We start from the raw sequence: 22,907 nt of genomic DNA on the forward strand, positions 1-22,907 counted from the left end.
CGATGAAACCCCACGCCACGGCTTACAGCCAACGCTTGTTGCGCGGTCAGACGCCTTCGTACGAACGTTTGCAGGCGCGACTTGCCGAAGACGGCAGCGAATTGAGCGCAACACCGATTGTGGTGCATTGCGGCTGGGGCCGATTGTTGATCGGCCACACGTTCCCTGACCCGGCGAGCCTTGCTCAGGAGTTGCTCAACGAGCAGCCCGGCGAGCGCGACATCGCGCTGTATGTCGCCGCCCCGCAGCAAATTCTTGGTCTGGAACCGGCGCAATTGTTCCTCGATCCCTCGGATACGTTGCGCCTGTGGTTCACCGACTATCGTCAGGCGACCCGGGTGTTTCGCGGGTTTCGCATCCGCCGCGCCCAGAGCGATGCCGACTGGCAGGCCATCAATCAGCTGTACCAGGCGCGCGGCATGTTGCCGATCGACGCCAGTCTGCTGACCCCGCGTCATCTCGGCGGTCCGGTTTATTGGCTCGCGGAAGACGAAAACAGCGGCGCGATCATCGGCAGCGTCATGGGCCTGAATCACAGCAAAGCGTTCAATGATCCGGAAAATGGCAGCAGCCTGTGGTGCCTGGCGGTCGATCCGCAATGTTCGCGACCGGGCGTCGGTGAAGTCCTTGTGCGGCACCTGATCGAGCATTTCATGAGCCGCGGTCTGAGCTACCTGGACCTGTCGGTTCTGCATGACAATCGCCAGGCGAAAAGTCTTTATGCCAAGCTGGGCTTTCGCAACCTTTCGACCTTCGCCATCAAACGCAAAAATGGCATCAACCAGCCGTTGTTTCTCGGCCCGGGCCCCGAGGCCGAGTTCAATCCTTACGCGCGGATCATTGTGGATGAAGCGCATCGGCGTGGCATCGAAGTACAGGTGGACGATGCCGAAGCCGGCCTGTTCACGTTGATTCACGGCAGCCGTCGGGTTCGTTGCCGCGAGTCGCTGAGCGATCTGACCAGCGCAATCAGCATGACGTTGTGTCAGGACAAGAGCCTGACCCACAAGGTGCTGCGCAACGCTGGACTGAAGCTGCCGGCGCAGCAGTTGGCGGGCAACGGCGATGACAATCTGGCGTTCCTCGATGAGCACGAACGGGTGGTGGTCAAACCGCTCGATGGTGAACAAGGCCATGGCGTTGCCGTGGACCTGCGCACCATAGAAGACGTGCAACAGGCCATCGAAGCCGCGCGCGAGTTCGACAGCCGGGTGTTGTTGGAAAGCTTCCACGAAGGCCTTGACCTGCGCATTGTAGTCATTGGTTTCGAGGTGGTTGCTGCAGCGATTCGCAGACCGGCCGAAGTGGTAGGCGACGGTCAACATTCGATTCGCGCCTTGATCGAAGCTCAGACCCGGCGTCGTCAGGCGGCTACCGGCGGTGAGAGCAAGATTCCGCTGGATCATGAAACCGAGCGCACGCTCGCTGCGGCGGGTTATGACTACACCAGCATTCTGCCTGCCGGCGAGCATCTTTTCGTACGCCGCACAGCGAACCTTCATACCGGCGGCATTCTTGAGGATGTCACCGCGATCTTGCACCCGACCCTGGTCGATGCGGCCGTGCGGGCGGCACGGGCGCTGGACATCCCGATGGTTGGTCTCGACTTGATGGTGCCGGCCGCCGATCAGCCGGAGTACGTGTTTATCGAAGCCAACGAACGCGCCGGTCTGGCCAATCACGAACCGCAGCCGACGGCGGAACGGTTTGTGGATTTGCTGTTTCCGCACAGTCAGGCCGCCGCATCGTAAAGCAACCCCGTGTAGCAGCTGCCGAGGCACGAAGGCTGCGTTGCGTGTCCGCAGGACCGCCCTCGAGGGCCGCTGCGCAGTCCGACGCAGCCTCTTACCTCGGCAGCTGCTAAACAAGCCTGCTCATCTTTATTTCATCGAAACCATCGATATTCTTTACTCATCAGGAGTTTCCATGACCCATAAAATCCCCGAACCCGATCTCGCTTACCTGCAAAAAGTCCTGCTGGAGATGCTCGCGATCCCCAGCCCCACCGGCTTCACCGACACCATCGTGCGTTATGTCGCTGAACGCCTCGAAGAGCTGGGCATTCCATTCGAAATGACCCGGCGCGGGACGATTCGCGCCACGCTCAAGGGCCAGAAAAACAGCCCGGACCGCGCCGTTTCCGCGCACTTGGACACTATTGGCGCCGCCGTCCGCGCGATCAAGGACAATGGCCGGCTGACGCTCGCTCCGGTGGGCTGCTGGTCGAGCCGATTTGCCGAGGGCAGCCGCGTCAGCCTGTTTACCGATCACGGCGTGATACGCGGCAGCGTCTTGCCACTGATGGCGTCCGGGCATGCGTTCAATACCGCTGTGGATGAAATGCCGATCAGTTGGGATCACGTTGAATTGCGTCTGGACGCTTACTGTGCGACTCGCGCCGATTGCGATTCGCTGGGCATCAGCGTCGGCGATTTCGTCGCCTTCGACCCGCTGCCGGAATTCACTGAAAGCGGCCACATCAGTGCCCGTCATCTCGACGACAAAGCCGGGGTCGCCGCACTGCTGGCGGCGCTCAAAGCGATCATCGACAGCGGCCAAGAGCTGATGATCGACTGCCATCCGCTGTTCACCATCACCGAAGAAACCGGCAGCGGTGCAGCAGCGGCGTTGCCTTGGGACGTCAGTGAATTCGTCGGGATCGACATCGCCCCGGTCGCGCCGGGCCAGCACTCGAGCGAACACGCCGTGAGCGTGGCGATGCAGGATTCCGGCGGGCCTTACGACTATCACCTGTCCCGCCACTTGCTACGACTAGCGGGTGACAATGACTTGCCGGTGCGACGCGACCTGTTTCGTTACTACTTCAGCGATGCGCATTCGGCGGTCACGGCGGGCCACGATATTCGCACCGCCCTGCTCGCCTTTGGCTGCGACGCTACACATGGCTACGAGCGTACGCACATCGACAGCCTGGCGGCGCTTAGTCGTTTACTCGGTGCATACATTCTGAGCCCGCCGGTATTCGCCAGCGATGCGCAACCGGCCAAGGGCTCGCTGGACCGCTTCAGTCATCAAATCGAGCATGACACGCAAATGGAAAGCGACACGCGAGTGCCGTCGGTAGACAGTCTGGTGGGGCAACGGTCGGACGGCTGACTGATGTTTTGCGTCGCCTGAGAAGCAGCCGAATGCTAGCCGCAATCGCTCATTAGCCGTAGCATCGCGCCATTGTTTACCCGAGGTGCCCATGCTGATTCCCTACGACCAACTTGAAGTTGACACCCTCACCCGCCTGATCGAGGACTTCGTCACCCGTGACGGCACCGATAACGGCGATGAAACGCCGCTGGAAACCCGTGTGTTACGGGTTCGCCAAGCGTTGACCAAGGGCCAGGCACTGATCGTTTTCGACCCGGACAGCGAGCAGTGCCAGTTGATGCTCAAGCACGATGTGCCCAAACATTTGTTCGACTAAGGGCTCAGCGTTTTTTCAACCGTGGCTTTTTGGCCTGGATGCGCTCGTAGACTTCGGCGCGATGCACGCTGACGTCCTCCGGCGCGTCGATGCCGAAGCGCACGTTGTTGCCAGTGACCGCTACAACGCGTACGGAAATGGTGTCACCGATAGAAATCATTTCACCCACAACTCGGCTGAGTACAAGCATGGCTTTTCGTCCTTCAGGGTTATCGAACCCTGAAGATGCCGGGCGAGCACGCCGGCCACAATGCGCCGGACGTAAAACAGTCTTGCCCTACAACGACTGCCGAACCGAGCCGAAAGAAACCTCCTACAAACAGTATTTTCAGGCAGCCGAGAAGCGCGGACCCAACAGAATCACGCTGGCGCCGATCACGCACAGCGCCACGCCGATCCAGTCCGAACTCAGCGGACGGACCCGCTCGACCACCATCAGCCAGCCAATCGACGCGACGATATAAATGCCGCCATAGGCCGCAAAAGCACGCCCGGCGTAATTAGCTTCAATGCGAGTGAGCAACAGCGCAAACAACGTCAGACTGAGCAGCGCAGGTAAAACCCACCAGGCACTTTTGCCCTGACGCAGCCACATCCAGAAAGCAAAACACCCGGCGATCTCAAACAGTGCCGCGAGGAAAAACCACAGATAATTGAGCATGCACACATCCCGCGAAAGTGACCGTTGCCGGCCACCCTAACGAGGGCATTGCTTACCGGCAAGTTCAGCCTGCGGTTTGTCTGGCCTTCGCCCGCATCTTGTCCGCCATGGTGGCCATTTCATCGTAGAGCAATTGCGGATTTTTCTGCTTGATCGCCCAGGCCATGCGCCCCTGTTCGTGCGGCAAAATCATGAATTCGCCAGCGGCGATGTGCTGATAGATGTAGTCGGCAATGTCCGCCGCCGTGATCGGCGAACTTTCCAGCAACTTGCCAACCTGGGCTTTCATCGCCGGCGTCGGGCCACGAAATGAATCCAGCAGGTTGGTCTGGAAGAATGACGGGCACACCACGTGAACGCCGATTTCCTGTTGTTTAAGTTCAATCAGTAAACTCTCCGACAACGCCACAACGCCCGCCTTGGCCACGTTGTAGTTGCTCATCGCCGGGCCCTGCATCAATGCAGCCATCGAGGCGATGTTGATGATCCTGCCTTTACTTTTTTCCAGTAGCGGCAGGAAAGCCTTGCAGCCCTTGACGACACCCATCAGGTTGATCGCGATCTGCCAGTCCCAGTCTTCCAGCGACAGTTCACTGAAGAACCCGCCGGACGCCACACCGGCGTTGTTGACGATGACATCGATGCCGCCGAGTTTTTCTTCGCAGGCCTGTGCCAACGCAGTCAGCTGGCTGTAGTCACGCACGTCGCAACGCTGGATAAATCCATCGCCGCCTGCTTCACGCACCCACTTGAGGGTTTCCTGCAGGCCAGGCTCGCTGACGTCCGACAAGGCCAGCTGCCAGCCCTCACGCGCCCAGCGCAGCGCGATTTCGCGACCCAGGCCCGAGCCTGCGCCAGTGATCATCATGCGGTTTTGCATAGCAGACAGCCTTGTTGTTCCGGGGAAGATGCGTCGAGTGTAGCGAAGGTGCGTGTGCGACCCACGCTCCATCAGATTGCTGAATGGCCCGAGCAAACCGTAGTCGCTCTCCCGGCAACTAGTACGATTAAAAAGAAATAACGCTTTCTCCGAAAAACATTAAAAAATTATGGAATTTTCTCAGAGGCATAGCAGTCGGAGTTTGTAAGCAGCTTGGGTAATTTGCATTCCAGCTGACAGTTGACACCAGGCAATTCCAGAACACTTCCAACAAGGAAATAGACATGGGCACAATTCTCATCATTATTCTGATCCTCTTGCTGATAGGTGGCTTGCCGGTATTCCCACACTCGAGAAGTTGGGGTTACGGTCCGTCGGGCATCATCGGTGTTGTGTTGGTAGTGCTGTTGATCCTGCTGTTACTCGGCAAGATATAAAGATTAAAAGAAGCAAAAAAAAGAGGCCCTTTTCAGGGCCTCTTTTTTATTGCGCGGTGAAACTTAGTCGGGCTTGCCGTCAACTACACCGGCGGTGTTGTCGATCAGACTCTTGGTAGCGGTCTGAAGGAACGACTCGAGTTTTTGCTTGAGTTCAGCTTCATCCGGCGATGCCGGGATAACCACGCCTTTCGGGTTTGCGCCCAGTTCGTACTGGTACAGCTTGGGCGGCATGTCCTTGGGCAGTACCAGTACGCGGTCCGCAGTCAGGTAAGCGACGGTTTGATCACTGCCCGAAGGTTTGATCACGCCAAAGCCCTTGTCGCCTTCCGGCAGGTTCAGCAGGTCGCGGCCCCAGCATTGATGAATCACGTCGCCGCCTATGCGACCCATGATGGTCGGCACGATGTCGACCTGAGTACCGACAGTGTGATCCAGCTGACCGAATTTTTCCTGAACGCCTGGCCCGATCAACAGCATCGGAACGTTGAAACGACCCAGGTCCATTTCGGTGATTTGCTGCTCGTTGCCGAAGCCGTGGTCGCCCACGATCACAAACAGTGTTTCGTTGAAGTAAGGCTCTTTACGCGCCTTCTCGAAGAACTGACCCAGCGCCCAGTCGGAGTAACGCATGGCGGTCATGTGCTCGTTAAGGCTGCCGCGATCGGTCACGCGCTCGACTGGCAATGGCGTCGGCAAGGCATACGGCGTGTGGTTGGACAGGGTTTGCAGCAATGCGTAGAACGGCTTTTTGTCCTTGCCATCGCGGGCTTTCAGTTCTTGCAGGCCACGGTCGAACATGTCCTGGTCAGACACGCCCCAGGTCGGATCGGAGAACACCGGATTAACGAAATCGTTACGGCCGATGAAATTGGTCATGCCCTGGTTGCTGAAAAAGCCCGACTGGTTGTCCCAGGCGAAATCGCCGTTGTAGACGTATACGTCGTCGTAGTCACGCGCGCTGAGCAACTGCGGCAGGCCCGACAGCTTGTGGCTGCCTTCCGGCGTTTGCATCAGGTATTCAAAACCCGGCAAGTTCGGGAAGCACGCCATGGTGGCGAACATGCCCTGGTGGGTGTGAGTGCCGTTGGAGAAGAACCGGTCGAACAGCAGGCCTTCTTTGGACAGCTTGTCGAAGTACGGGGTGATGTTACCCGGACGTCCGAATGCACCGACCGAGTGCCCGGCAAAGCTTTCCATCAGGATCACAACGACGTTTTTGATCGGCAATGTCTTGTCGGCATTCGGGGTGAAATTGCGCCGAACAGCGGCCGTTTCGGCATCGACCAGTTTATCGCTTGGCGTCAGCAAGCTATCGCGCACGGTCTGTTGAGCCAACGGCTGCGGCCACGTGGCCTTCCAGACGTTGTCGCGGTGTTCGGAGAAGCGGCTCTTTGCCGCTGCGACCAGCGACAGCGTGCCGTTCAGGCCCAGCTGGTTGGCGAAGTTCGAATCGGTGGTGTAGACGTCACCCCAGCGAAGCGGCGGGCCTTGACGCAAGGTGCCACGCGCGGCAACCACGCAAATCAACAGGCAGACCACGAACACCGCGATGCGCGCATACCATGGCGCGACCTGACGCGTGCCAATGCTGCCGCCGCTGAACGGACCACGCGGGCGAGTGGCGCGGTCGGCCCCCTTGAACGCCAGGGTCAGAATCAACGTGCCAAAGGCCCATGCCAACAGGTAACGAACCACCGGAAAACCGTACCAGAGCATGCTCATCACGGTTTTCGGGTCTTCTTGCACATACTGGAAGACCAGGCCGTTGAGGCGCTGGTGGAATTCGCGGTAGAAGTCCATCTCCATCAGGCCGAGGAACAGCGCGATGCTCGACGCGATCGTCAACCATAGCCGGAAGAATCCACGGGCGGCCATGGCGCGCGCACTGAACAGCGCCAGCACCAACGGAATGCTCAGGTACACCACCAGTCGCACGTCAAAACGCAGCCCGTTGATAAAGGCTTCGACAAAGGTCGAGGCCGGGGTGTCGAGGATCATTTCGCTGTTATAAACCAGCAGCGCGAGGCGCAGCAGGCTGAACATCACCATCATGATCAGGGCGCACAGCAGCGTGTAGGCCAGATGCGATTTGACGGTCGGTTGCAGCAGGCGACTAGAAGCTCGCTGCTGATTCAGGGCGTCCGGGTTTGCCATGTCGTTTTAGGACCCATTGGAAGTTGAAGTTGCAAAAAATACAGCGGCGCCTTGCCCTCTGTTCACCAGTACTCGGCCCCGGGGCTTACGCGGTGCGCAAATGTTGCACGATCACCTGCGGCATTGCCATTGATTACTCACCGGTTAGCCGGCGCGGGCGAATTGTCTTGGAAGCTTTGTGAAAATTTCGTGCAACGCATAGCCTAAAAAAATAAAGCGCCCTGCCCCGTTTAAAACAATTACGCCCCGAACCAGTCGGGGCGTTTGTGACAGGCAACGCGATTATTTCTCGGCGCGTTCCTTCAAGGCTTTCAGAGTGTTGAACGGTGCATCGACCACAAACTTGTTGGCCAGCCACGAGGGCACGCTGCCGCCCGGCTCGGTGTGCACCTGGTAGGTCACCTCGACCTGATCACCTTTAGGCACAAACTTCCAGAAGCCCTCGACCTGGGTGACCCGCACAAAGCCTTTTTCTTCCGGCAAATACTTGGGCACGCCCTCAAGTTTGCGGGTCAGGCTGCCATCGGCGCCCTCGACTGTGGTGACATGGGTAACCGAATCGCGCGGAGTGACCGGCCAGGGCGTATTGAACTGGCTGTAGGTCCAGCTCTGGTCGCCTTCGTGCTTGAGCAGTTTCTGGGTTTTGCATTCATGGATCCAGGCGCACGCGCCGCCCAGGTCTTCCTGCAGGGCGCGCAGCTTGGCCATGGTCGTCTTCATGACGGTGACGCCGCGGTACGCCTTGTATTGCGAACCGGCCACTTCCGACAGCGACACCTTGATGCCGTCCTCGTCCTTGGCGGTTTTCCATTCTTCGGCCTGGGCCGTCGAGGCCAGCAAAACCGCCAAACCACACAGCACAACGAAACGATGCAGCGAACCCATAGTGTTTTTCCTTGTTGTTGAATTCCGTTCCAGTGAAGCCATCACGCCGCCGTCATCTGCTCCCACCAGCCCAACAACCTGATTGCATCGTCGTTGCTGGTCCCGCACACCTCGATGTCGGCTTCGAAGGCCGAACACACGGCAGGACGTTCCGGGCGGCCGAAGATGTTGCACAGGTTTTCGACTGACAGTTGCACGCAACGCTCTCCCGCAGCCTTGCCCTGCGGCATGCCAGGAATGGGAGAACTGATGGAAGGGGCAATGCAACAGGCGCCACAGCCTTCACGGCATTTCATGACGACGAGCTCCTCGCGATGGGCGGTGTGTAAAAAAGACGGGGCACAGAGTAACCGCTAAAACAGTTGTTTCAAATTGTTCGTGAGATGATTTTGCTGTTCAGCGCCTGTGACTGACCAGTCTCCGACAAAGCGTCAGCCCGCTGCGTCATTCAGCGCTTGAATTCGAATTCCAGCGCGGCGCCCTCGACATCACGACGCTCCTCATTACGCAGTTGCAGCTGCATTTCGTTGCTGATCAAACGTCCGTTGAGCTGAAAAGCTTCGCTGCCAGTCTTGTCCCCAAACATTTGCGGCAAGAAGGCCTCGCGCTTGGGCAACGGCACAGTGCCCTCTGGCTTGAGTTCTTCAGCCATGTCCTCCGGCAAACTCAGATCAATCGGGACCCGCGGCAGTTTGGTCTTGGCCACCTCGCGAGCTGATTTTGACTTGGAGGCAATGGGTGCGCGTTTTTTCACCTTGGCCGCAGCCTTTTTGGCGGGAGCGGCTTTCTGGGCGGGAGCGGCTTTCTTCGCCGTTGCCGATTTTTCCGGCGTCGCACTGGCCGCCGGTTTTTCCTGAGCTGTAGCCGCAACGACACCGCTAGCCTGGAATGTGACCAGCAGGCAAATCGAAAGCCAGAGGGCAGACAAAATCGGTTTCATGGACCCAACGAAGTGAGCGGCAGAGGTTCATATGCTGGCCTGTTGCACGTGACATGACAAGCGCAGACAGGCAATCCCTGCCCGCCCTGTCAAAATCCGCTGGCCATTTCCTGGCAGAGCTGGGTCGCCAGCATGCCCAGTGTCATCAAGGCGCGGTCGGCTTCACGGTTCCAGGGGGTACCGCAATTGAGCCGGATGCAGTGATTGAATTGCTCGGTATTACTGAAAATCAACCCTGGTGCGATGCTGATGCCCTGCTGCAATGCTCGCACATGCAATTCCTGAGTGTTGACCCGCCCCGGCAAACTGACCCACAGAATGAATCCGCCCGTGGGCCGGGTCATCTGCGTGCCTTCCGGGAAATACTGCTGCACCGCCAGCTGAAACGCGCTGAGGTTTTTGCGATATTCCTGGCGAATGTAGCGCAAATGCCGGTCGTACCCGCCGTTTTCGAGGTAGGCCGCAATGCCCATCTGCGTAACGCTGCAGGCCGAGTGCGTGCTGAATGTTTGCAAGCGCTGGATTTCCTGCTGGTATTTGCCGGCGATCATCCAGCCGATCCGCACGCCAGGCGACAAGGTTTTGGAAAAGCTCGAACAGTAGATCACCCGATCCAGCCGATCATAAGCCTTGAGCGACTTGGTGCGTCCCTGCTCGAACATCAGTTCGCCATAGATATCGTCTTCGACAACCTGGATATCGAAATCCGATGCCAGTCGCAGCAACTGTTTTTGCCGCTCTTCGGGCATGGTGCCGCCCAGGGGATTGCTCAGCCGGGTGGTTAACACCAACGCTTTGATCGACCACTGGTTGGCGGCCAGTTGCAGGGCTTCAAGGCTCATGCCGGTGGCGGGGTCGCTGGGGATTTCGATGACTTTGAGGCCGAGCAGATCGGCCAGCTGCAACAGACCGTAATAGGTCGGCGACTCGGCAGCGATCAGATCGCCCGGTCGAGTCAGCACGCGCAGCGACATTTGCAGCGCATCCACGCAGCCGTGGGTAATGACCACTTCCGAGGGGTCGACTACCACACCGGCATCGCGCATGCGAATCGCCACTTGTCGACGCAGCGGTTCAAAACCGGGGCTGAACATGTAACTGAATGCGCGCGGGCTGTGGAATCGGGTGACTTTGGCCAGTTGCTGATGCAGTGCGCGCACCGGCAGGTAATCAACACTGGGTACCGCCGCGCCCAAAGGAAAGACGCCTTCGCGGCGGGACTCGACCAGTACTTGCTGAATGATGCTGCTGCGGGTCACCAGGCCGGGACGTTCGACGCGGGCAATGTCCGGCGTCGGCGCGGTCAGGGCCGGCGTCTGGTGCACGTAGTAGCCCGACTGCGGCCGCGCCCGGATCAGGCCCTGATCCTCCAGGTTGGCGTAAGCCTGCAACACCGTCGCATGGCTGACATTGAGCTGCGAACTCATCTTGCGCACCGAGGGCACGCGCTCACCCGGTTGATAGACGCCACGGCGGATGTCTTCAGCCAGTTGCTGAGCAATACGTTGGTAGAGCAAGAGATTGGTCATGACGCAGCACTCGATTTCACGGGCATTTTATTCTTGTGTGAAACAATACCGGAACAGTTTAGAAGTGTACTGGGACAGTTGCCACAATAGTCGACCGTACAGTGCAGTGTCAGCAAAAACTGTATTGCTTTGTGGATCAAATCGCAGATACAAAAAACCCGGCGCTGTCGGGCAGGGCCGGGTTTGACAGGAGATTTGTTGCAAATCCCGTAGGCGCCTACCGTGCGGCGCCGAGCTGGCCTTTTTCGTCGGAGAACACAATTTCCACGCGACGGTTTTGCGCCCGGCCGCGTTCGGAAGCGTTGGCGTCTACCGGGTATTCGTCGCCATAACCTTCGACCTGAATGCGTTTGTCGTCGACGCCCAGGTCCATCAGCACGTCCGCCACCGATTGCGCGCGATCACGAGACAGCTTGAGGTTTTCCTGCTTGCCGCCGGTACTGTCGGCGTAGCCTTCGATGCGCACGACGCGTTTGGGGTTGAGCTGCAGGAACTGCACGATCTTCAGCACCACGCGATTGGCCGAGTTCTTCAGCTCCGCTTTGCCGGTGTCGAACAACATGTCGCCCAATGTCATTACCAGGCCACGGTCGGTCTGCGTAGTCGCCATCGCGAGAATCTGTTCTTCGAGCCACTTGCCCTGCTGCTGCACGCTCAGCAACTTGGATTCGCGCAGGGCCAATTGCAGGCGCTGACGCTCCAGTTCGAGCTTCGCCGCGCGCTCTTCATTGAGCGCCTGACTGGTGTGCTCCCGGGCAATTTCGCTGTAACGCTGGCTCAGATAAGCGTAATGCTGCACGTCAGAGCCACTGCCCCAATAGGTGGACAGACGATCGGCGCGGGCCAATGACTCACCGGCGCGAATCACGTCTTTCGGCGCGATACGCAGCACGTTGGAATCTTCCTTGACCTTCTGAAAGTCGGCGCCGGCCTGCTGCAAGGCGTCTTCGCTGCGTTGACCGGCGCACCCCTGGAGACTTGCGCACGCGGCCAGAAGCAAGCCACCGAGGGCCATTGAGTTAAGGCTCATTGGGCATCTCCCAGTTGCTTGCGCAGGCGAGTGATGCGGGTGTTGAGCACATTCAATTGTTCTTCGCTTTTCAGAGTCAGGACCTTGGCCTCGGCCAGACGAGCATCCAGTTCCGCCTGTTCGGCGCGCATGCGGGCATGCTTGTAAGACTCGTCGGCCATGTCGCCCTGGGCGCGACTGAATTTCTGTTCGGCCAGTTTCATCTCGGGCACATCGTCGGCGGTGGCACCCACGGCTTTGGCCTGTATGAGCGCCTGTTCCGTCAGGCGGATTTGTTCATTCGGCGCCGGATCGGCTGCACAGCCCGCCAGAGCCACAATGGCCAGGGCAGCGAAAAGAGGTCGAATACTCACTAAAAATCCCTACTGTTTTGGGGTACTGACAGGTTGTTGCTGCTGCAATTTCCAGCGCTCGATATTGCGCTGCAGGGCAGCCTCCGCCAGTCCGGACGTGGGCAATTCTGTCATCTTTTTTGCCAGCTGTCCGCGCAACCACGGATCGTTACAGGCCGAGTTGTGGGAAATCGCGAGGAACAGCCCCGGATTGTCGACAGCTTGTTCGCGCGCGACCAGGTCATTGGCCATGCTCAACGCCTGCGCTGCTGCCAGGCCGGAATAGCGACCCGCGAGAACAAATTCCACTTCGCCCAGAAGCAGTTTCTGCAAGGCCTGCGTCAGGTTTGGCGTACGCACGAGGGTCAATTGCTGCTCGGCAAACGAGGCAAATTCCGAGGTCATACGAGACTTTTGCGACACAGCGCCGGGATGTCCGCGAAGGTCATTGGCATGGTTATACACCAGTGCAGAGTCTTTTCTGGTCCAGACCAAATAGTCATTTTTCAATAACGGCGGATGAATGTAATCGAGGGTTTCCAGCTCAGCCACGGTCAACGGCGCATCGGCGAGCATATCCATGCGTCCGCTGCGCACCTCGTCGAGCGCTTGCGACCGCTTGCCGGCGTAGAGCAATTCGACCTTGATCCCCATCTGCCCGGCCACTTCGTGCAACAGATCGGCACTGGCACCGATCAGATTTTTCGGATTTTCCGGATCTTGCCACAGATATGGCGGAGCGTCCGGGCTGCCGGTGACGATCAGGCGCTCGCACTTGCCTGCGGCAAACGACAGCCCTGGCAATAGCGCCAATCCCAGCAGCATCGACCCACCGAACACTCGTCCCACAACCCTCTCCTATCCCATCCGGTTTACAGAAGAATAAAAAAACCCGACCAAAAGGCCGGGCTCTTTATAAGTGAAGCGGCTGGATTAGACCAGCTTCTCCAGCTCGGGGATGGCTTCGAACAAGTCCGCCACCAGGCCGTAATCGGCTACCTGGAAGATCGGCGCCTCTTCGTCCTTGTTGATCGCAACGATCACTTTGGAGTCTTTCATGCCCGCCAGGTGCTGGATCGCGCCGGAGATACCGACGGCGATGTACAGCTGTGGCGCAACGATCTTGCCGGTCTGCCCGACCTGCATATCGTTGGGTACGAAACCTGCGTCGACTGCGGCGCGGGAAGCACCGACAGCAGCGCCCAGCTTGTCGGCCAGGGCATACAGGTGTTTGAAGTTGTCGCCGTTCTGCATGCCACGACCGCCGGAAACGACGATCTTGGCAGCGGTCAGTTCCGGCCGATCGGACTTGGCCAGCTCTTCGCCAACGAAGCTCGAAGTGCCGGCGTTGTGCGCAGCCGCTACAGCTTCAACAGCAGCCGAACCACCCTCGGCAGCAACAGGGTCGAAACCGGTGGCACGCACGGTGATCACTTTTACCGCAGCGTTCGATTGAACGGTAGCGATGGCATTACCGGCGTAGATCGGGCGCTTGAAGGTGTCAGCGCTTTCGACCGAAATGATCTCGGAGATCTGGTCAACGTCCAGCTGCGCAGCAACGCGCGGCAGGATGTTTTTGCCGTTGGAGGTCGCGGCAGCCAGGATGTGGCTGTAGCTTTTACCCAGCTCTGCAACCAGTGGCGCAACGTTTTCCGGCAACTGGTGCTCGTAGGCGGCGTTGTCCGCCACCAGCACTTTTGCCACGCCAGCGATTTTCGCGGCGGCTTCAGCCACGGCGCTCGCGCCTTGGCCTGCAACGAGAACGTGAATGTCGCCGCCGATTTTCACGGCGGCAGCCACGGTGTTCAGTGTGGCCGGAGCCACTACCTTGTTGTCGTGTTCAGCGATTACCAAGATAGTCATGGTCAGATTACCTTCGCTTCGTTTTTCAGTTTCTCGACCAGTTCAGCCACCGACTTGACCTTGATACCCGCGCTGCGTGCAGCCGGCGCTTCGACTTTGACGGTCTTGTTGGTGGAGGCGGTGGAAACGCCCAAAGCGTCCGGAGTCAGCACTTCGAGAGGCTTCTTCTTGGCTTTCATGATGTTTGGCAGGGACGCGTAACGCGGCTCGTTCAAACGCAGGTCGGTGGTGACGATGGCCGGCAGTTTCAGGGAAACCGTCTGCGCGCCGCCGTCAATTTCGCGGGTCACGGCAACGCTGTCGCCGGACACTTCGACTTTCGAAGCGAAGGTGCCCTGACCGTAACCGCTCAACGCGGCGAGCATCTGGCCAGTCTGGTTGTTGTCGCTGTCGATAGCCTGTTTGCCCAAGATCACCAGCTGAGGCTGTTCCTTGTCGACAACAGCTTTCAACAGTTTGGCAACGGCCAGCGAAGTCAGATCTTCAGCGGATTCGACGAGAATGGCGCGATCGGCACCCAGAGCCAGCGCGGTGCGCAGTTGCTCTTGAGCAGTGGCGGGACCAATGGAGACGACGACGATTTCAGTCGCAACACCTTTCTCTTTCAGGCGTACGGCTTCTTCCACTGCGATTTCGCAGAACGGGTTCATCGACATCTTGACGTTGGCGAGGTCAACGCCGGAATTGTCCGCCTTGACGCGAACCTTGACGTTGTAATCAACAACGCGTTTGACAGCTACAAGAACCTTCATGGATTCCTCGTTACTCTCCGGTGAAAAGAAAGCCGCCCGGGCGAACCTGGCGGTTGATACTCATCGGCGCAAGGGCACCTCTAAAAACGCCGGCATGAGTCAAGTGATTACTGCTCATGATCGTGATGACCATTCGTCGTTGGTGACCAACAGGTCACTGCACGTCACGGCGTGTAAACTGCGAGCCTAACTGCGCTGCGCGTCACCTTGTAATGCCATCGCCCTGTCTTTAGAGGTGCTCTTGAAACCTGCAGTCAGCCTACGGCGAGCGCAAAACCGACCGTATCTTGACCGGAACGCCTATTCCGGTCAATACGGCAAAATAGCCGTTCATAAGCCACGGTGACTTTGATTTCTCTGGGCTGGAGCTGATTCAAACAAACGTTTGTATTGGACGCTGTGAGTGGTGTAGATATAATGCGCCACCCAGAGAGAAAGGTGGCTATCGATGGTCCTGTTCTGCGCCCCGCGCAGCAATTCATGGATGCGACACCAAACCTCCAATTAGAAAAAAACTGTTGAGCCTTGAGTAGGAGATAGCCTGTGGAACGCGAATACATGGAATTCGACGTGGTCATCGTCGGTGCCGGGCCCGCTGGTCTTTCCGCCGCCTGCCGCTTGAAGCAGAAGGCCGCCGAAGCCGGTAAGGAAATCAGCGTCTGCGTGGTCGAAAAAGGCTCCGAAGTCGGTGCTCATATTCTGTCCGGCGCGGTGTTCGAACCCCGCGCCCTGAATGAACTGTTCCCGGATTGGAAAGCACTCGGCGCGCCGCTGAACACGCCAGTCACCCGCGACGACATCTTCGTGTTGAAAAATGCCGAGAGCGCGCAAAAGATTCCTGACTTCTTTGTGCCCAAGACCATGCACAACGAAGGCAATTACATCATTTCGCTGGGCAACCTGTGCCGCTGGCTGGCTCAACAGGCCGAGAACCTCGGCGTAGAAATCTACCCCGGCTTCGCTGCTCAGGAAGCGCTGATCGATGAGAACGGCGTGGTTCGCGGCATCATCACTGGCGATCTGGGCGTCGACCGCGAAGGCCATCCGAAAGACGGCCTGTACACACCCGGCATGGAATTGCGCGGCAAGTACACGCTGTTCGCCGAAGGTTGCCGTGGCCACATCGGCAAGCAGTTGATCAAGCGCTTCAATCTCGACAGTGAAGCCGACGCCCAGCACTACGGCATCGGTCTGAAAGAGATCTGGGACATTGACCCGGCCAGGCATCAGCCAGGCCTGGTGGTGCACACGGCCGGTTGGCCGATGGACATCATGGGCAGCGAAAACACCGGCGGATCGTTCCTGTATCACCTGGAAAACAATCAGGTGGTGGTTGGCCTGATCATCGATCTTTCCTACAGCAACACCTTCCTCTCGCCATTCGACGAGTTCCAGCGCCTCAAGCATCATCCGGTGCTCAAGCAGTATCTGGAAGGGGGCAAGCGCGTTAGCTATGGCGCTCGCGCAATCTGCAAAGGTGGCCTGAACTCGCTGCCGAAGATGGTCTTCAAGGGCGGCGCGTTGATCGGTTGCGACCTCGGCACGCTGAACTTCGCCAAGATCAAAGGCAGCCACACCGCGATGAAGTCCGGCATGCTCGCTGCTGAGTCTGTCGCCGAGGCATTGTTCGCCGAGAAGGATGGCACTGAAGAGCTGATCACTTACGTCGACGCGTTCAAAAAGAGCTGGCTCTACGAAGAACTGTTTGCCAGCCGCAACTTCGGCGCGGCGATTCACAAGTACGGCGCTATCGTCGGCGGCGGTTTCAACTGGCTCGATCAGAACATTTTTGGCGGTAAACTGCCGTTCACCTTGCACGACAACACGCCGGATTACGCGTGCCTGAAACTCGCGGCGGACTGCAAGAAGATCGACTACCCGAAACCGGACGGCAAGATCAGCTTTGACAAACTCAGCTCGGTATTCATCTCCGGTACCAACCACGAAGAAGAACAACCTTGCCACCTCAAGCTGACCGACCCGAGCATCCCGATCGGCAAAAACCTGCCGCTCTACGATGAGCCTGCCCAGCGCTACTGCCCGGCCGGCGTGTATGAAGTGGTCACCAGGGAAGATGGCGAGAAGCGCTTCCAGATCAACGCCCAGAACTGCGTTCACTGCAAGACCTGCGACATCAAGGACCCTGCACAGAACATCACCTGGGTGGCACCGGAAGGTGCCGGCGGCCCGACTTACCCGAACATGTAAGTTGAATGGCTGAACATCAAGGCTCCCGAAATCGGGGGCCTTTTTGTTGCCCGCCATTCAAGCAAAAACACAAATCCAATGTGGGATTATGGTGTTTCAGGCGACGCGCTCATCGCCGGGATTACGCTCAAAATAGCGCTTGTACTCGCGACTGAACTGCGACGTGCTCTGATAACCGACCCGATGCGCGACTTGCGCCACGCCCAAACCTTCTGCAACCAGCAATGTCTGCGCCTTGAGCAGCCGCAAACGCTTCAAATACTGCACCGGTGACAGCAGCGTGCTGCGTTTGAAGTGCTCATGAAAAGTCGACGCACTCATATTGGCGCAACTGGCCAGGGTCTCGACGTTCAACGGTTCGGTGTAATGTGCGTGCAGATGATTGAGCGACGCAGCGATCCGCGCAAACTGCCCCTGCTGCTCCACCAGCGCACGCAACACATCGGCTTGCGGCCCGCGGAGGGCCACAAACAGCAGCTCGCGCAAACGGGCCTGGCCCATGATCTGGCATTCCAGCGGATCGTGCAGACAGCGCAGCAACCTTTCGACGCAACCGCGCATGGCATCGTCAAGCACGGCCGAGGTCATGGACTCGGGCGTTTGCGCCTGGATATGGCGCCCCGGTGCCAGGCCCATGGCCAATACCAACTCCCCGAGCAACACGCGATCGATCGCGATGGAGACGCCAAGCATCGGCCCATCCGGAGCGGCGAAAGTCTCGCACTCGAAAGGCACCGGCAATGCCTGAATCAGATAATGCCCGGCGCCGTATTCCAGCGTGCGCGGCCCCAGGTACGCCAACTTGCTGCCTTGGGCGATGATGACCAGGCTCGGCTCATAGATCTGCGGCCCCCGCGCCACATCGCAGCTGGCACGCAACACTTGCACGCCGGGCAACGCGGTCGGCGCGAAGCCGTCGCGCGTGGTGAGCGGCTGAACCAATGAAACCAGGGTGGCGTTGGCATCGAGATGACGGGTCAACAACATGGAAAACTCTGCACTGAAAAAGTCGGGGTGAAGGCATGAAAGCATCATCGCAGGTCTGATGGCCAATGCGACCAATCGACGGCACATCCCGGAGGATTAGGCATGACACCCGTAGGAATCGCCATGGCCGACGCAGGAGATGGCGCCCAGAATTCACCGCCTCACCCGTCACTGCTTCTGCGAGGTTCACCATGTACACCGCTATCGGATATGCCGCCCAGTCGGCCACCACGCCCCTCGCCCCGATGAAATTCGAACGTCGCAGCCCACGCGCCGACGACGTGGCGATCGACATTCTCTACTGCGGCGTCTGCCATTCCGACATTCACCAGGCCCGCAACGAGTGGGGCATTGCCGTTTACCCGCTGATGCCCGGTCACGAGATCGTAGGCAAAGTTACCGCCGTCGGTGCGAACGTCACCCATCACAAAGTTGGCGATCTGGTCGGGGTCGGTTGCATGGTCGACTCCTGCCGCAGTTGCGAAGCCTGCCAGGCGAACCTGGAGCAGTACTGCCTCGAAGGTCCAACCCTGACCTACGCCACCCCGGACCGCGTGGACGGCAGCAACACCATGGGTGGTTATTCCGACAGCATCGTCGTCAGCGAGCATTTCGTCGTACGCATTCCAGAAAAACTCGACCCGGCCAGCGCCGCGCCGATTCTCTGCGCCGGGATCACCACCTATTCGCCGCTCAAGCATTACGGCGTCAAAGCGGGCGACAAGGTCGGCATCCTCGGCATGGGCGGCCTCGGCCACATGGGCATCAAGTTCGCCAAGGCCATGGGCGCGGAAGTGACGTTGTTCACTCGCTCGGCAAGCAAGGCTGAGGAAGGCCGTCGCCAGGGTGCGGACCACGTGATCGTGTCCACCGATGCCGAACAAATGAAGGCCGCTGCCGGTCATTTCGACTTCCTGCTCGACACCATTCCGGTGCAACACGACCTCAATCCCTACCTGGATACCTTGCGGTTCGACGGCGTGCACATTCTGGTCGGCTTGATCGAGCCGATTGAACCACCGGTCCACGCTGGCAAACTGGTGATGAGCCGTCGTGTATTGGCCGGTTCGCTGATCGGCGGGATTGCCGAAACCCAGGAGGTGCTGGATTTCTGCGCCGAGCAGGGCGTCACTTGCGACATCGAAATGCTCGACATTCGTCAGATCAACGAAGCCTACGCCCGCATGATTGCCGGTGACGTGAAGTACCGTTTCGTCATCGACATGGCGACACTGAAGGGCTGATCCTTCAAGCTATCTTCAGCCCCAGCTCCGCCGAAAGCCGGGCTGTGACCCCTTTGATCAGGGGGATCAGCTCGGCCATCTTTTCCAGCGGCATATAGGGCACGGTGCTGGCGATGCTGATGCCGGCGACGATGCGTTTGCCGGCATCGCGGATCGGCGCCGCCACACAGCGGATCGACGGTTCGTTGTCTTCCAGATCGAACGCGTAACCGCCCGCAACATACTCAACCATGCGCTGCTGAAACTGCTCCCAGGATTGTTCCGGATGCAGCGGCCAGAACTGATTTTTCCCACCTGCCGGCAGGCTGACTTCGTACAGTCGCTGCCATTCCTGCTGTGTGTCATCCAGCATCAACGCTTTGCCGATCCCGGTACGCGCCAGCGGCATGCGGTGGCCGACCCGCGAGCGCATTTCCGGGCCGTTGCGCCCAGGGTTCTTGTGCAGGTAAAGCACCTCGTCGCCTTCACGAATCGCCAGGTGAATGGTGTCGCCGGTCAGTGCCGACAACTCATCCAGATAAGGCCCGGCCAAGCTCACCAGCGGCAGTTCTTCACGCGCCTGAAAACCCAGCTCGATCAGCTTCGGACCCAGCAGATAGCCAACTTGCGGCACAACGCGCAGATAGCGTTCGTCCACCAGGCAACTGGCCAGACGATGGGTGGTGCTGCGCGTGGTGCCAATCAGCCGGGCGATTTCCTTGAGATCGCGAGCGCCACTGGCCACGGCCTGCACCACACCCAGACCGCGTAGCAGTGTCTGGGTGCCGGTCGGCGCGGCGTCCTTGGCTACTTTTGGGGCGTCTTCCTGCATATCCTGCCTTTACCGTTGAGCGAGTGAACGGGCGGCATTATGGTCGCCCGAAGGCTGCGACTACAACTTGATCCGTTCGACCTTCCCCACCAGCAACACGTAGGAAAGTGCGCCGATCAGCGCAAGCACCGAAATGTAGGTGATCGCCGGGGCAAACGAATCACCGGTGGCGAGGAAACCAATGACAATCGGCGTGGTAATCGCTGACAAGTTGCCGATGAAATTGAACACTCCGCCGGTCAGTCCCAGTAAACGCGCCGGTGCCAACGTGGACACCAGTGACCAGGTGATCGACGCCAGGCCGTTGCCGAAGAAGGCCAGGGCGAGGAATGCAATCACCAGGGGCGTCGATTCAACGAAGTTAGCGCCGATGATCGACGTGGAGATCAGCAAGCCACCGATGATCGGCAGTTTGCGCGCGAAGCCCACGGTGTAACCGCGACGGATCAAAAAGTCGGAAAAGAAACCCGAGCAGAGCACGCCGACGAAGGCTGCGAGAAACGGCAGCGACGCCAGCAGGCCGGACTTGATGAAGTCCATGCCGCGATATTTCACCAGATAGGTCGGGAACCAGGTCAGAAAAAACCACAGGGTCGAATTGAGGCAGAACTGGCCGAGGTAAATACCCCAGAGTTTGCGTTTACTGAGAACGATGCCGAGGTCTGTCCAGCTGAATTTTGCCTTAGCCTTGGCGGAGTCGGCCTGGATATCGACCAGCCCGCCGCCTTCACGGATCAGCTCGATTTCGGCGTCATTGGCACCCTTGAATTCCCGTGGCTCGCGGTAAACGGCGTACCAGATCACCGCCCAGAGAATGCCCACCGCACCGGTGCTGACGAATACCATGTGCCAGCCGTAATGGTGCTGCAACCAGGCCAGGACCGGCGTCAGAAATGCGAGGCCGACGAACTGCCCCGACGTGTAGAAACCGATCGCCGTGGCGCGTTCGCGCTCCGGAAACCAGGTCGTGACCACGCGGCTATTGATCGGATACGCCGGCGCTTCGAGCGCACCGACGGCCATGCGCAAAACAAACAATGCGATGAAACTGGCGGCGAAGCCGAGCATGACCGTGGCGATCGACCACAGCAATAAAGCGACGCTGTAGAGGATGCGTGGCGGAACGCGGTCAACCAGCCAGCCCCCGGGAATCTGCATGGCGGCGTACGTCCAGCCGAATGCAGAGAAAATCAGGCCGACGTGGATCGGGTCGATTCCCAGTTCGCTGGTCAGCGCCGGGGCGGCAATCGACAGGTTGCTGCGGTCCAGATAGTTGATGACCACGGTGATGAACAACAGCACCATGATGAAAAATCGCTTGCGGCTGGGCGCCACCAACGACGCCTGCCCGGTGAGGGTTTGCGGTTGCATGGGGTGTGCCTCTTTTTGTGTTTATTGAGGTCGATGAGAAATCGAGGGTTGACGCAAATCTCCCGTCCATGGGGATCCAGTGTGGGAGCGAGCTTGCTCGCGATAGCGGTTTTTCATTCAGCATTGACGTCGTCTGACACACCGCTTTCGCGAGCAAGCTGGCTCCCACAGGGGCTCAAAGATGATTCAAAGAACGATCACCACTCGGCAAAACTGCCATCGGCATGGCGCCAGATCGGGTTACGCCAACGATGACCGACGGCTGCGCGTTCGATCACGTACTCTTCGTTGATCTCGATCCCCAGGCCCGGGCCGTTCGGAATCTTCACGAAGCCTTTGTCGTAGTCGAACACCCGTGGATCCTTGACGTAATCCAGCAGGTCGTTGCTCTCGTTGTAATGAATGCCCAGGCTCTGCTCCTGGATAAACGCGTTGTAGCAAACCGCGTCCAGTTGCAGGCACGCGGCCAGCGCAATCGGACCCAGCGGGCAATGCAGCGCCAGCGCCACGTCGTAGGCCTCGGCCATGTTGGCGATCTTGCGGGTTTCGGTGATGCCGCCAGCGTGGGACGCATCCGGCTGAATGATGTCGACATACCCTTCGCTGAGCACGCGCTTGAAATCCCAGCGCGAAAACAGCCGCTCACCGAGGGCAATCGGGGTGCTGGTCAACGGCGCGAGTTCTTTCAACGCTTCGTAGTTTTCGCTGAGCACCGGTTCTTCGATGAACATCAGTTTGTACGGGTCGAGTTCCTTCATCAGCACCTTGGCCATCGGCTTGTGCACGCGACCATGGAAGTCCACACCGATGCCGACGTTCGGGCCCACCGCATCGCGTACGGCGGCGACATTGGCCAGAGCGAGGTCGACCTTTTCGAAGGAATCAAGGAACTGCAGCTCTTCGGTGCCGTTCATTTTTACCGCGGTGAAACCGCGTTCGACGGCCTCTTTCGCGGCGCGCGCGGTGTCCGCCGGGCGGTCGCCGCCGATCCATGAATAGACGCGAATCTTGTCACGCACCTGGCCACCCAACAGGTCACTGACCGACACACCCAAGGCCTTGCCCTTGATGTCCCACAACGCCTGATCAATACCGGCCAGTGCGCTCATGTGAATCGCGCCTCCCCGGTAAAAGCCGCCGCGGTACAGCACCGTCCAGATATCTTCGATATTGCGTGGGTCTTTGCCGATCAGGTAGTCGGACAATTCCTCAACAGCCGCGGCGACGGTGTGGGCGCGGCCCTCCACCACGGGCTCGCCCCAACCGGTCACGCCCTCGTCGGTCTCGACCTTGAGGAAGCACCAGCGCGGTGGAACGATGAAGGTGGTCAGTTTGGTGATTTTCATCTCGTGCCTCTTGTTATAAATGCAGCTTTATCAGATGC

General features: G+C 58.9%; 24 protein-coding genes. 7 read left to right on the forward strand and 17 right to left on the reverse strand.

Annotated features, from left to right (window positions below):
• Positions 1 to 2: 2 nt before the first annotated feature.
• The 3 genes from ngg (at position 3) to ACYZT1_RS17965 (ending at position 3,436) form a co-directional block, all read left to right on the forward strand.
• Entirely contained in the window at positions 3 to 1,751 is a 1,749-nt protein-coding gene (gene ngg / locus ACYZT1_RS17955) for an N-acetylglutaminylglutamine synthetase (protein WP_462016008.1), read from the forward strand.
• A gap of 175 nt (positions 1,752 to 1,926) precedes the next feature.
• Complete coding sequence (locus ACYZT1_RS17960) at positions 1,927 to 3,117, forward strand: osmoprotectant NAGGN system M42 family peptidase (protein ID WP_462016009.1); 1,191 nt, start codon at positions 1,927 to 1,929, stop codon at positions 3,115 to 3,117.
• 91 nt (positions 3,118 to 3,208) lie between these two features.
• Positions 3,209 to 3,436: a YheU family protein gene (locus tag ACYZT1_RS17965; protein WP_462016010.1), complete on the forward strand. Its 228-nt coding sequence runs from the start codon at positions 3,209 to 3,211 to the stop codon at positions 3,434 to 3,436.
• A 4-nt stretch (positions 3,437 to 3,440) separates the two neighbouring features.
• Here the strand turns inward: ACYZT1_RS17965 and csrA are convergent, their stop codons facing one another.
• The 3 genes from csrA to ACYZT1_RS17980 form a co-directional block, all read right to left on the reverse strand.
• Positions 3,441 to 3,626 carry a carbon storage regulator CsrA gene (gene csrA / locus ACYZT1_RS17970; protein WP_462016011.1) on the reverse strand — a complete coding sequence of 62 codons (186 nt, stop codon included), beginning with the start codon at positions 3,624 to 3,626 and terminating at the stop codon, positions 3,441 to 3,443.
• A gap of 138 nt (positions 3,627 to 3,764) precedes the next feature.
• On the reverse strand, positions 3,765 to 4,097 hold the full coding sequence (locus ACYZT1_RS17975) for a YnfA family protein (RefSeq protein WP_462016012.1): 333 nt from the start codon (positions 4,095 to 4,097) through the stop codon (positions 3,765 to 3,767).
• Between the two features lie 64 nt (positions 4,098 to 4,161).
• Positions 4,162 to 4,977, reverse strand: a complete 816-nt coding sequence (locus ACYZT1_RS17980; protein WP_462016013.1) for an SDR family oxidoreductase — start codon at positions 4,975 to 4,977, stop codon at positions 4,162 to 4,164.
• Positions 4,978 to 5,255: 278 nt separating this feature from the next.
• On the opposite strand from ACYZT1_RS17980, the gene ACYZT1_RS17985 reads away from it, so the two are divergent.
• A complete protein-coding gene (locus ACYZT1_RS17985; protein WP_173860449.1) occupies positions 5,256 to 5,414 on the forward strand; it encodes a DUF3309 family protein in 159 nt (52 codons plus the stop codon).
• Positions 5,415 to 5,477: 63 nt separating this feature from the next.
• Here the strand turns inward: ACYZT1_RS17985 and ACYZT1_RS17990 are convergent, their stop codons facing one another.
• From ACYZT1_RS17990 to ACYZT1_RS18035, 10 genes are all read right to left on the reverse strand, one after another.
• Positions 5,478 to 7,571 carry an LTA synthase family protein gene (locus ACYZT1_RS17990; RefSeq protein WP_462016014.1) on the reverse strand — a complete coding sequence of 698 codons (2,094 nt, stop codon included), beginning with the start codon at positions 7,569 to 7,571 and terminating at the stop codon, positions 5,478 to 5,480.
• 282 nt (positions 7,572 to 7,853) lie between these two features.
• Positions 7,854 to 8,456, reverse strand: coding sequence for an START domain-containing protein (locus tag ACYZT1_RS17995; RefSeq protein ID WP_462016015.1), 603 nt, complete (start codon positions 8,454 to 8,456; stop codon positions 7,854 to 7,856).
• A gap of 41 nt (positions 8,457 to 8,497) precedes the next feature.
• Positions 8,498 to 8,752 carry a YkgJ family cysteine cluster protein gene (locus ACYZT1_RS18000; RefSeq protein ID WP_462016016.1) on the reverse strand — a complete coding sequence of 85 codons (255 nt, stop codon included), beginning with the start codon at positions 8,750 to 8,752 and terminating at the stop codon, positions 8,498 to 8,500.
• Positions 8,753 to 8,904: 152 nt separating this feature from the next.
• A complete protein-coding gene (locus ACYZT1_RS18005) occupies positions 8,905 to 9,396 on the reverse strand; it encodes a translation initiation factor 2 (RefSeq protein ID WP_462016017.1) in 492 nt (163 codons plus the stop codon).
• 89 nt (positions 9,397 to 9,485) lie between these two features.
• Positions 9,486 to 10,925, reverse strand: coding sequence for an aminotransferase-like domain-containing protein (locus ACYZT1_RS18010; RefSeq protein WP_462016018.1), 1,440 nt, complete (start codon positions 10,923 to 10,925; stop codon positions 9,486 to 9,488).
• Between the two features lie 217 nt (positions 10,926 to 11,142).
• Positions 11,143 to 11,955 (reverse strand): OmpA family protein, encoded by an 813-nt coding sequence (locus ACYZT1_RS18015; RefSeq protein WP_462016019.1) that lies wholly within the window; start codon positions 11,953 to 11,955, stop codon positions 11,143 to 11,145.
• Complete coding sequence (locus ACYZT1_RS18020) at positions 11,952 to 12,308, reverse strand: DUF4398 domain-containing protein (protein WP_462016020.1); 357 nt, start codon at positions 12,306 to 12,308, stop codon at positions 11,952 to 11,954. Before ACYZT1_RS18020 ends, ACYZT1_RS18015 begins: the two co-directional genes overlap by 4 nt.
• Positions 12,309 to 12,317: 9 nt before the next feature.
• On the reverse strand, positions 12,318 to 13,112 hold the full coding sequence (locus ACYZT1_RS18025; RefSeq protein WP_462019276.1) for a substrate-binding periplasmic protein: 795 nt from the start codon (positions 13,110 to 13,112) through the stop codon (positions 12,318 to 12,320).
• A gap of 108 nt (positions 13,113 to 13,220) precedes the next feature.
• Positions 13,221 to 14,150, reverse strand: coding sequence for an electron transfer flavoprotein subunit alpha/FixB family protein (locus ACYZT1_RS18030; RefSeq protein WP_462016021.1), 930 nt, complete (start codon positions 14,148 to 14,150; stop codon positions 13,221 to 13,223).
• Positions 14,151 to 14,152: 2 nt separating this feature from the next.
• Positions 14,153 to 14,902, reverse strand: a complete 750-nt coding sequence (locus tag ACYZT1_RS18035; RefSeq protein WP_462016022.1) for an electron transfer flavoprotein subunit beta/FixA family protein — start codon at positions 14,900 to 14,902, stop codon at positions 14,153 to 14,155.
• Between ACYZT1_RS18035 and ACYZT1_RS18040 the strand changes: the two genes are divergently transcribed.
• Positions 14,901 to 15,092, forward strand: coding sequence for a hypothetical protein (locus ACYZT1_RS18040; protein ID WP_462016023.1), 192 nt, complete (start codon positions 14,901 to 14,903; stop codon positions 15,090 to 15,092). The genes ACYZT1_RS18035 and ACYZT1_RS18040 overlap by 2 nt on opposite strands.
• A 353-nt stretch (positions 15,093 to 15,445) precedes the next feature.
• Positions 15,446 to 17,110: an electron transfer flavoprotein-ubiquinone oxidoreductase gene (locus ACYZT1_RS18045; protein ID WP_462016024.1), complete on the forward strand. Its 1,665-nt coding sequence runs from the start codon at positions 15,446 to 15,448 to the stop codon at positions 17,108 to 17,110.
• Between the two features lie 96 nt (positions 17,111 to 17,206).
• Here ACYZT1_RS18045 and ACYZT1_RS18050 read toward each other — a convergent pair whose 3' ends face one another.
• Positions 17,207 to 18,097 (reverse strand): AraC family transcriptional regulator, encoded by an 891-nt coding sequence (locus tag ACYZT1_RS18050; RefSeq protein ID WP_462016025.1) that lies wholly within the window; start codon positions 18,095 to 18,097, stop codon positions 17,207 to 17,209.
• A gap of 191 nt (positions 18,098 to 18,288) precedes the next feature.
• Between ACYZT1_RS18050 and ACYZT1_RS18055 the strand changes: the two genes are divergently transcribed.
• A complete protein-coding gene (locus ACYZT1_RS18055) occupies positions 18,289 to 19,341 on the forward strand; it encodes an NAD(P)-dependent alcohol dehydrogenase (RefSeq protein WP_462016026.1) in 1,053 nt (350 codons plus the stop codon).
• Between the two features lie 4 nt (positions 19,342 to 19,345).
• Here the strand turns inward: ACYZT1_RS18055 and ACYZT1_RS18060 are convergent, their stop codons facing one another.
• From ACYZT1_RS18060 to dgoD, 3 genes are all read right to left on the reverse strand, one after another.
• Positions 19,346 to 20,152 (reverse strand): IclR family transcriptional regulator, encoded by an 807-nt coding sequence (locus ACYZT1_RS18060; RefSeq protein WP_462016027.1) that lies wholly within the window; start codon positions 20,150 to 20,152, stop codon positions 19,346 to 19,348.
• Between the two features lie 60 nt (positions 20,153 to 20,212).
• Complete coding sequence (locus tag ACYZT1_RS18065; RefSeq protein WP_462016028.1) at positions 20,213 to 21,523, reverse strand: MFS transporter; 1,311 nt, start codon at positions 21,521 to 21,523, stop codon at positions 20,213 to 20,215.
• A 197-nt stretch (positions 21,524 to 21,720) separates the two neighbouring features.
• Complete coding sequence (gene dgoD / locus ACYZT1_RS18070) at positions 21,721 to 22,869, reverse strand: galactonate dehydratase (RefSeq protein WP_008152275.1); 1,149 nt, start codon at positions 22,867 to 22,869, stop codon at positions 21,721 to 21,723.
• Between the last annotated feature and the right edge of the window lie 38 nt (positions 22,870 to 22,907).

Source organism: Pseudomonas sp. PB3P13 (assembly GCF_054897735.1).

Bases quoted from the DNA above. Each gene is read 5' to 3' on its own strand.
- ngg (WP_462016008.1), top strand. From the start codon at position 3: ATGAAACCCCACGCCACGGCTTACAGCCAACGCTTGTTGCGCGGTCAG.
- ACYZT1_RS17960 (WP_462016009.1), top strand. From the start codon at position 1,927: ATGACCCATAAAATCCCCGAACCCGATCTCGCTTACCTGCAAAAAGTC.
- ACYZT1_RS17965 (WP_462016010.1), top strand. From the start codon at position 3,209: ATGCTGATTCCCTACGACCAACTTGAAGTTGACACCCTCACCCGCCTG.
- csrA (WP_462016011.1), bottom strand. From the start codon at position 3,626: ATGCTTGTACTCAGCCGAGTTGTGGGTGAAATGATTTCTATCGGTGAC.
- ACYZT1_RS17975 (WP_462016012.1), bottom strand. From the start codon at position 4,097: ATGCTCAATTATCTGTGGTTTTTCCTCGCGGCACTGTTTGAGATCGCC.
- ACYZT1_RS17980 (WP_462016013.1), bottom strand. From the start codon at position 4,977: ATGCAAAACCGCATGATGATCACTGGCGCAGGCTCGGGCCTGGGTCGC.
- ACYZT1_RS17990 (WP_462016014.1), bottom strand. From the start codon at position 7,571: ATGGCAAACCCGGACGCCCTGAATCAGCAGCGAGCTTCTAGTCGCCTG.
- ACYZT1_RS17995 (WP_462016015.1), bottom strand. From the start codon at position 8,456: ATGGGTTCGCTGCATCGTTTCGTTGTGCTGTGTGGTTTGGCGGTTTTG.
- ACYZT1_RS18000 (WP_462016016.1), bottom strand. From the start codon at position 8,752: ATGAAATGCCGTGAAGGCTGTGGCGCCTGTTGCATTGCCCCTTCCATC.
- ACYZT1_RS18005 (WP_462016017.1), bottom strand. From the start codon at position 9,396: ATGAAACCGATTTTGTCTGCCCTCTGGCTTTCGATTTGCCTGCTGGTC.
- ACYZT1_RS18010 (WP_462016018.1), bottom strand. From the start codon at position 10,925: ATGACCAATCTCTTGCTCTACCAACGTATTGCTCAGCAACTGGCTGAA.
- ACYZT1_RS18015 (WP_462016019.1), bottom strand. From the start codon at position 11,955: ATGAGCCTTAACTCAATGGCCCTCGGTGGCTTGCTTCTGGCCGCGTGC.
- ACYZT1_RS18025 (WP_462019276.1), bottom strand. From the start codon at position 13,112: ATGCTGCTGGGATTGGCGCTATTGCCAGGGCTGTCGTTTGCCGCAGGC.
- ACYZT1_RS18030 (WP_462016021.1), bottom strand. From the start codon at position 14,150: ATGACTATCTTGGTAATCGCTGAACACGACAACAAGGTAGTGGCTCCG.
- ACYZT1_RS18040 (WP_462016023.1), top strand. From the start codon at position 14,901: ATGGATTCCTCGTTACTCTCCGGTGAAAAGAAAGCCGCCCGGGCGAAC.
- ACYZT1_RS18035 (WP_462016022.1), bottom strand. From the start codon at position 14,902: ATGAAGGTTCTTGTAGCTGTCAAACGCGTTGTTGATTACAACGTCAAG.
- ACYZT1_RS18050 (WP_462016025.1), bottom strand. From the start codon at position 18,097: ATGTTGTTGACCCGTCATCTCGATGCCAACGCCACCCTGGTTTCATTG.
- ACYZT1_RS18055 (WP_462016026.1), top strand. From the start codon at position 18,289: ATGTACACCGCTATCGGATATGCCGCCCAGTCGGCCACCACGCCCCTC.
- ACYZT1_RS18060 (WP_462016027.1), bottom strand. From the start codon at position 20,152: ATGCAGGAAGACGCCCCAAAAGTAGCCAAGGACGCCGCGCCGACCGGC.
- ACYZT1_RS18065 (WP_462016028.1), bottom strand. From the start codon at position 21,523: ATGCAACCGCAAACCCTCACCGGGCAGGCGTCGTTGGTGGCGCCCAGC.
- dgoD (WP_008152275.1), bottom strand. From the start codon at position 22,869: ATGAAAATCACCAAACTGACCACCTTCATCGTTCCACCGCGCTGGTGC.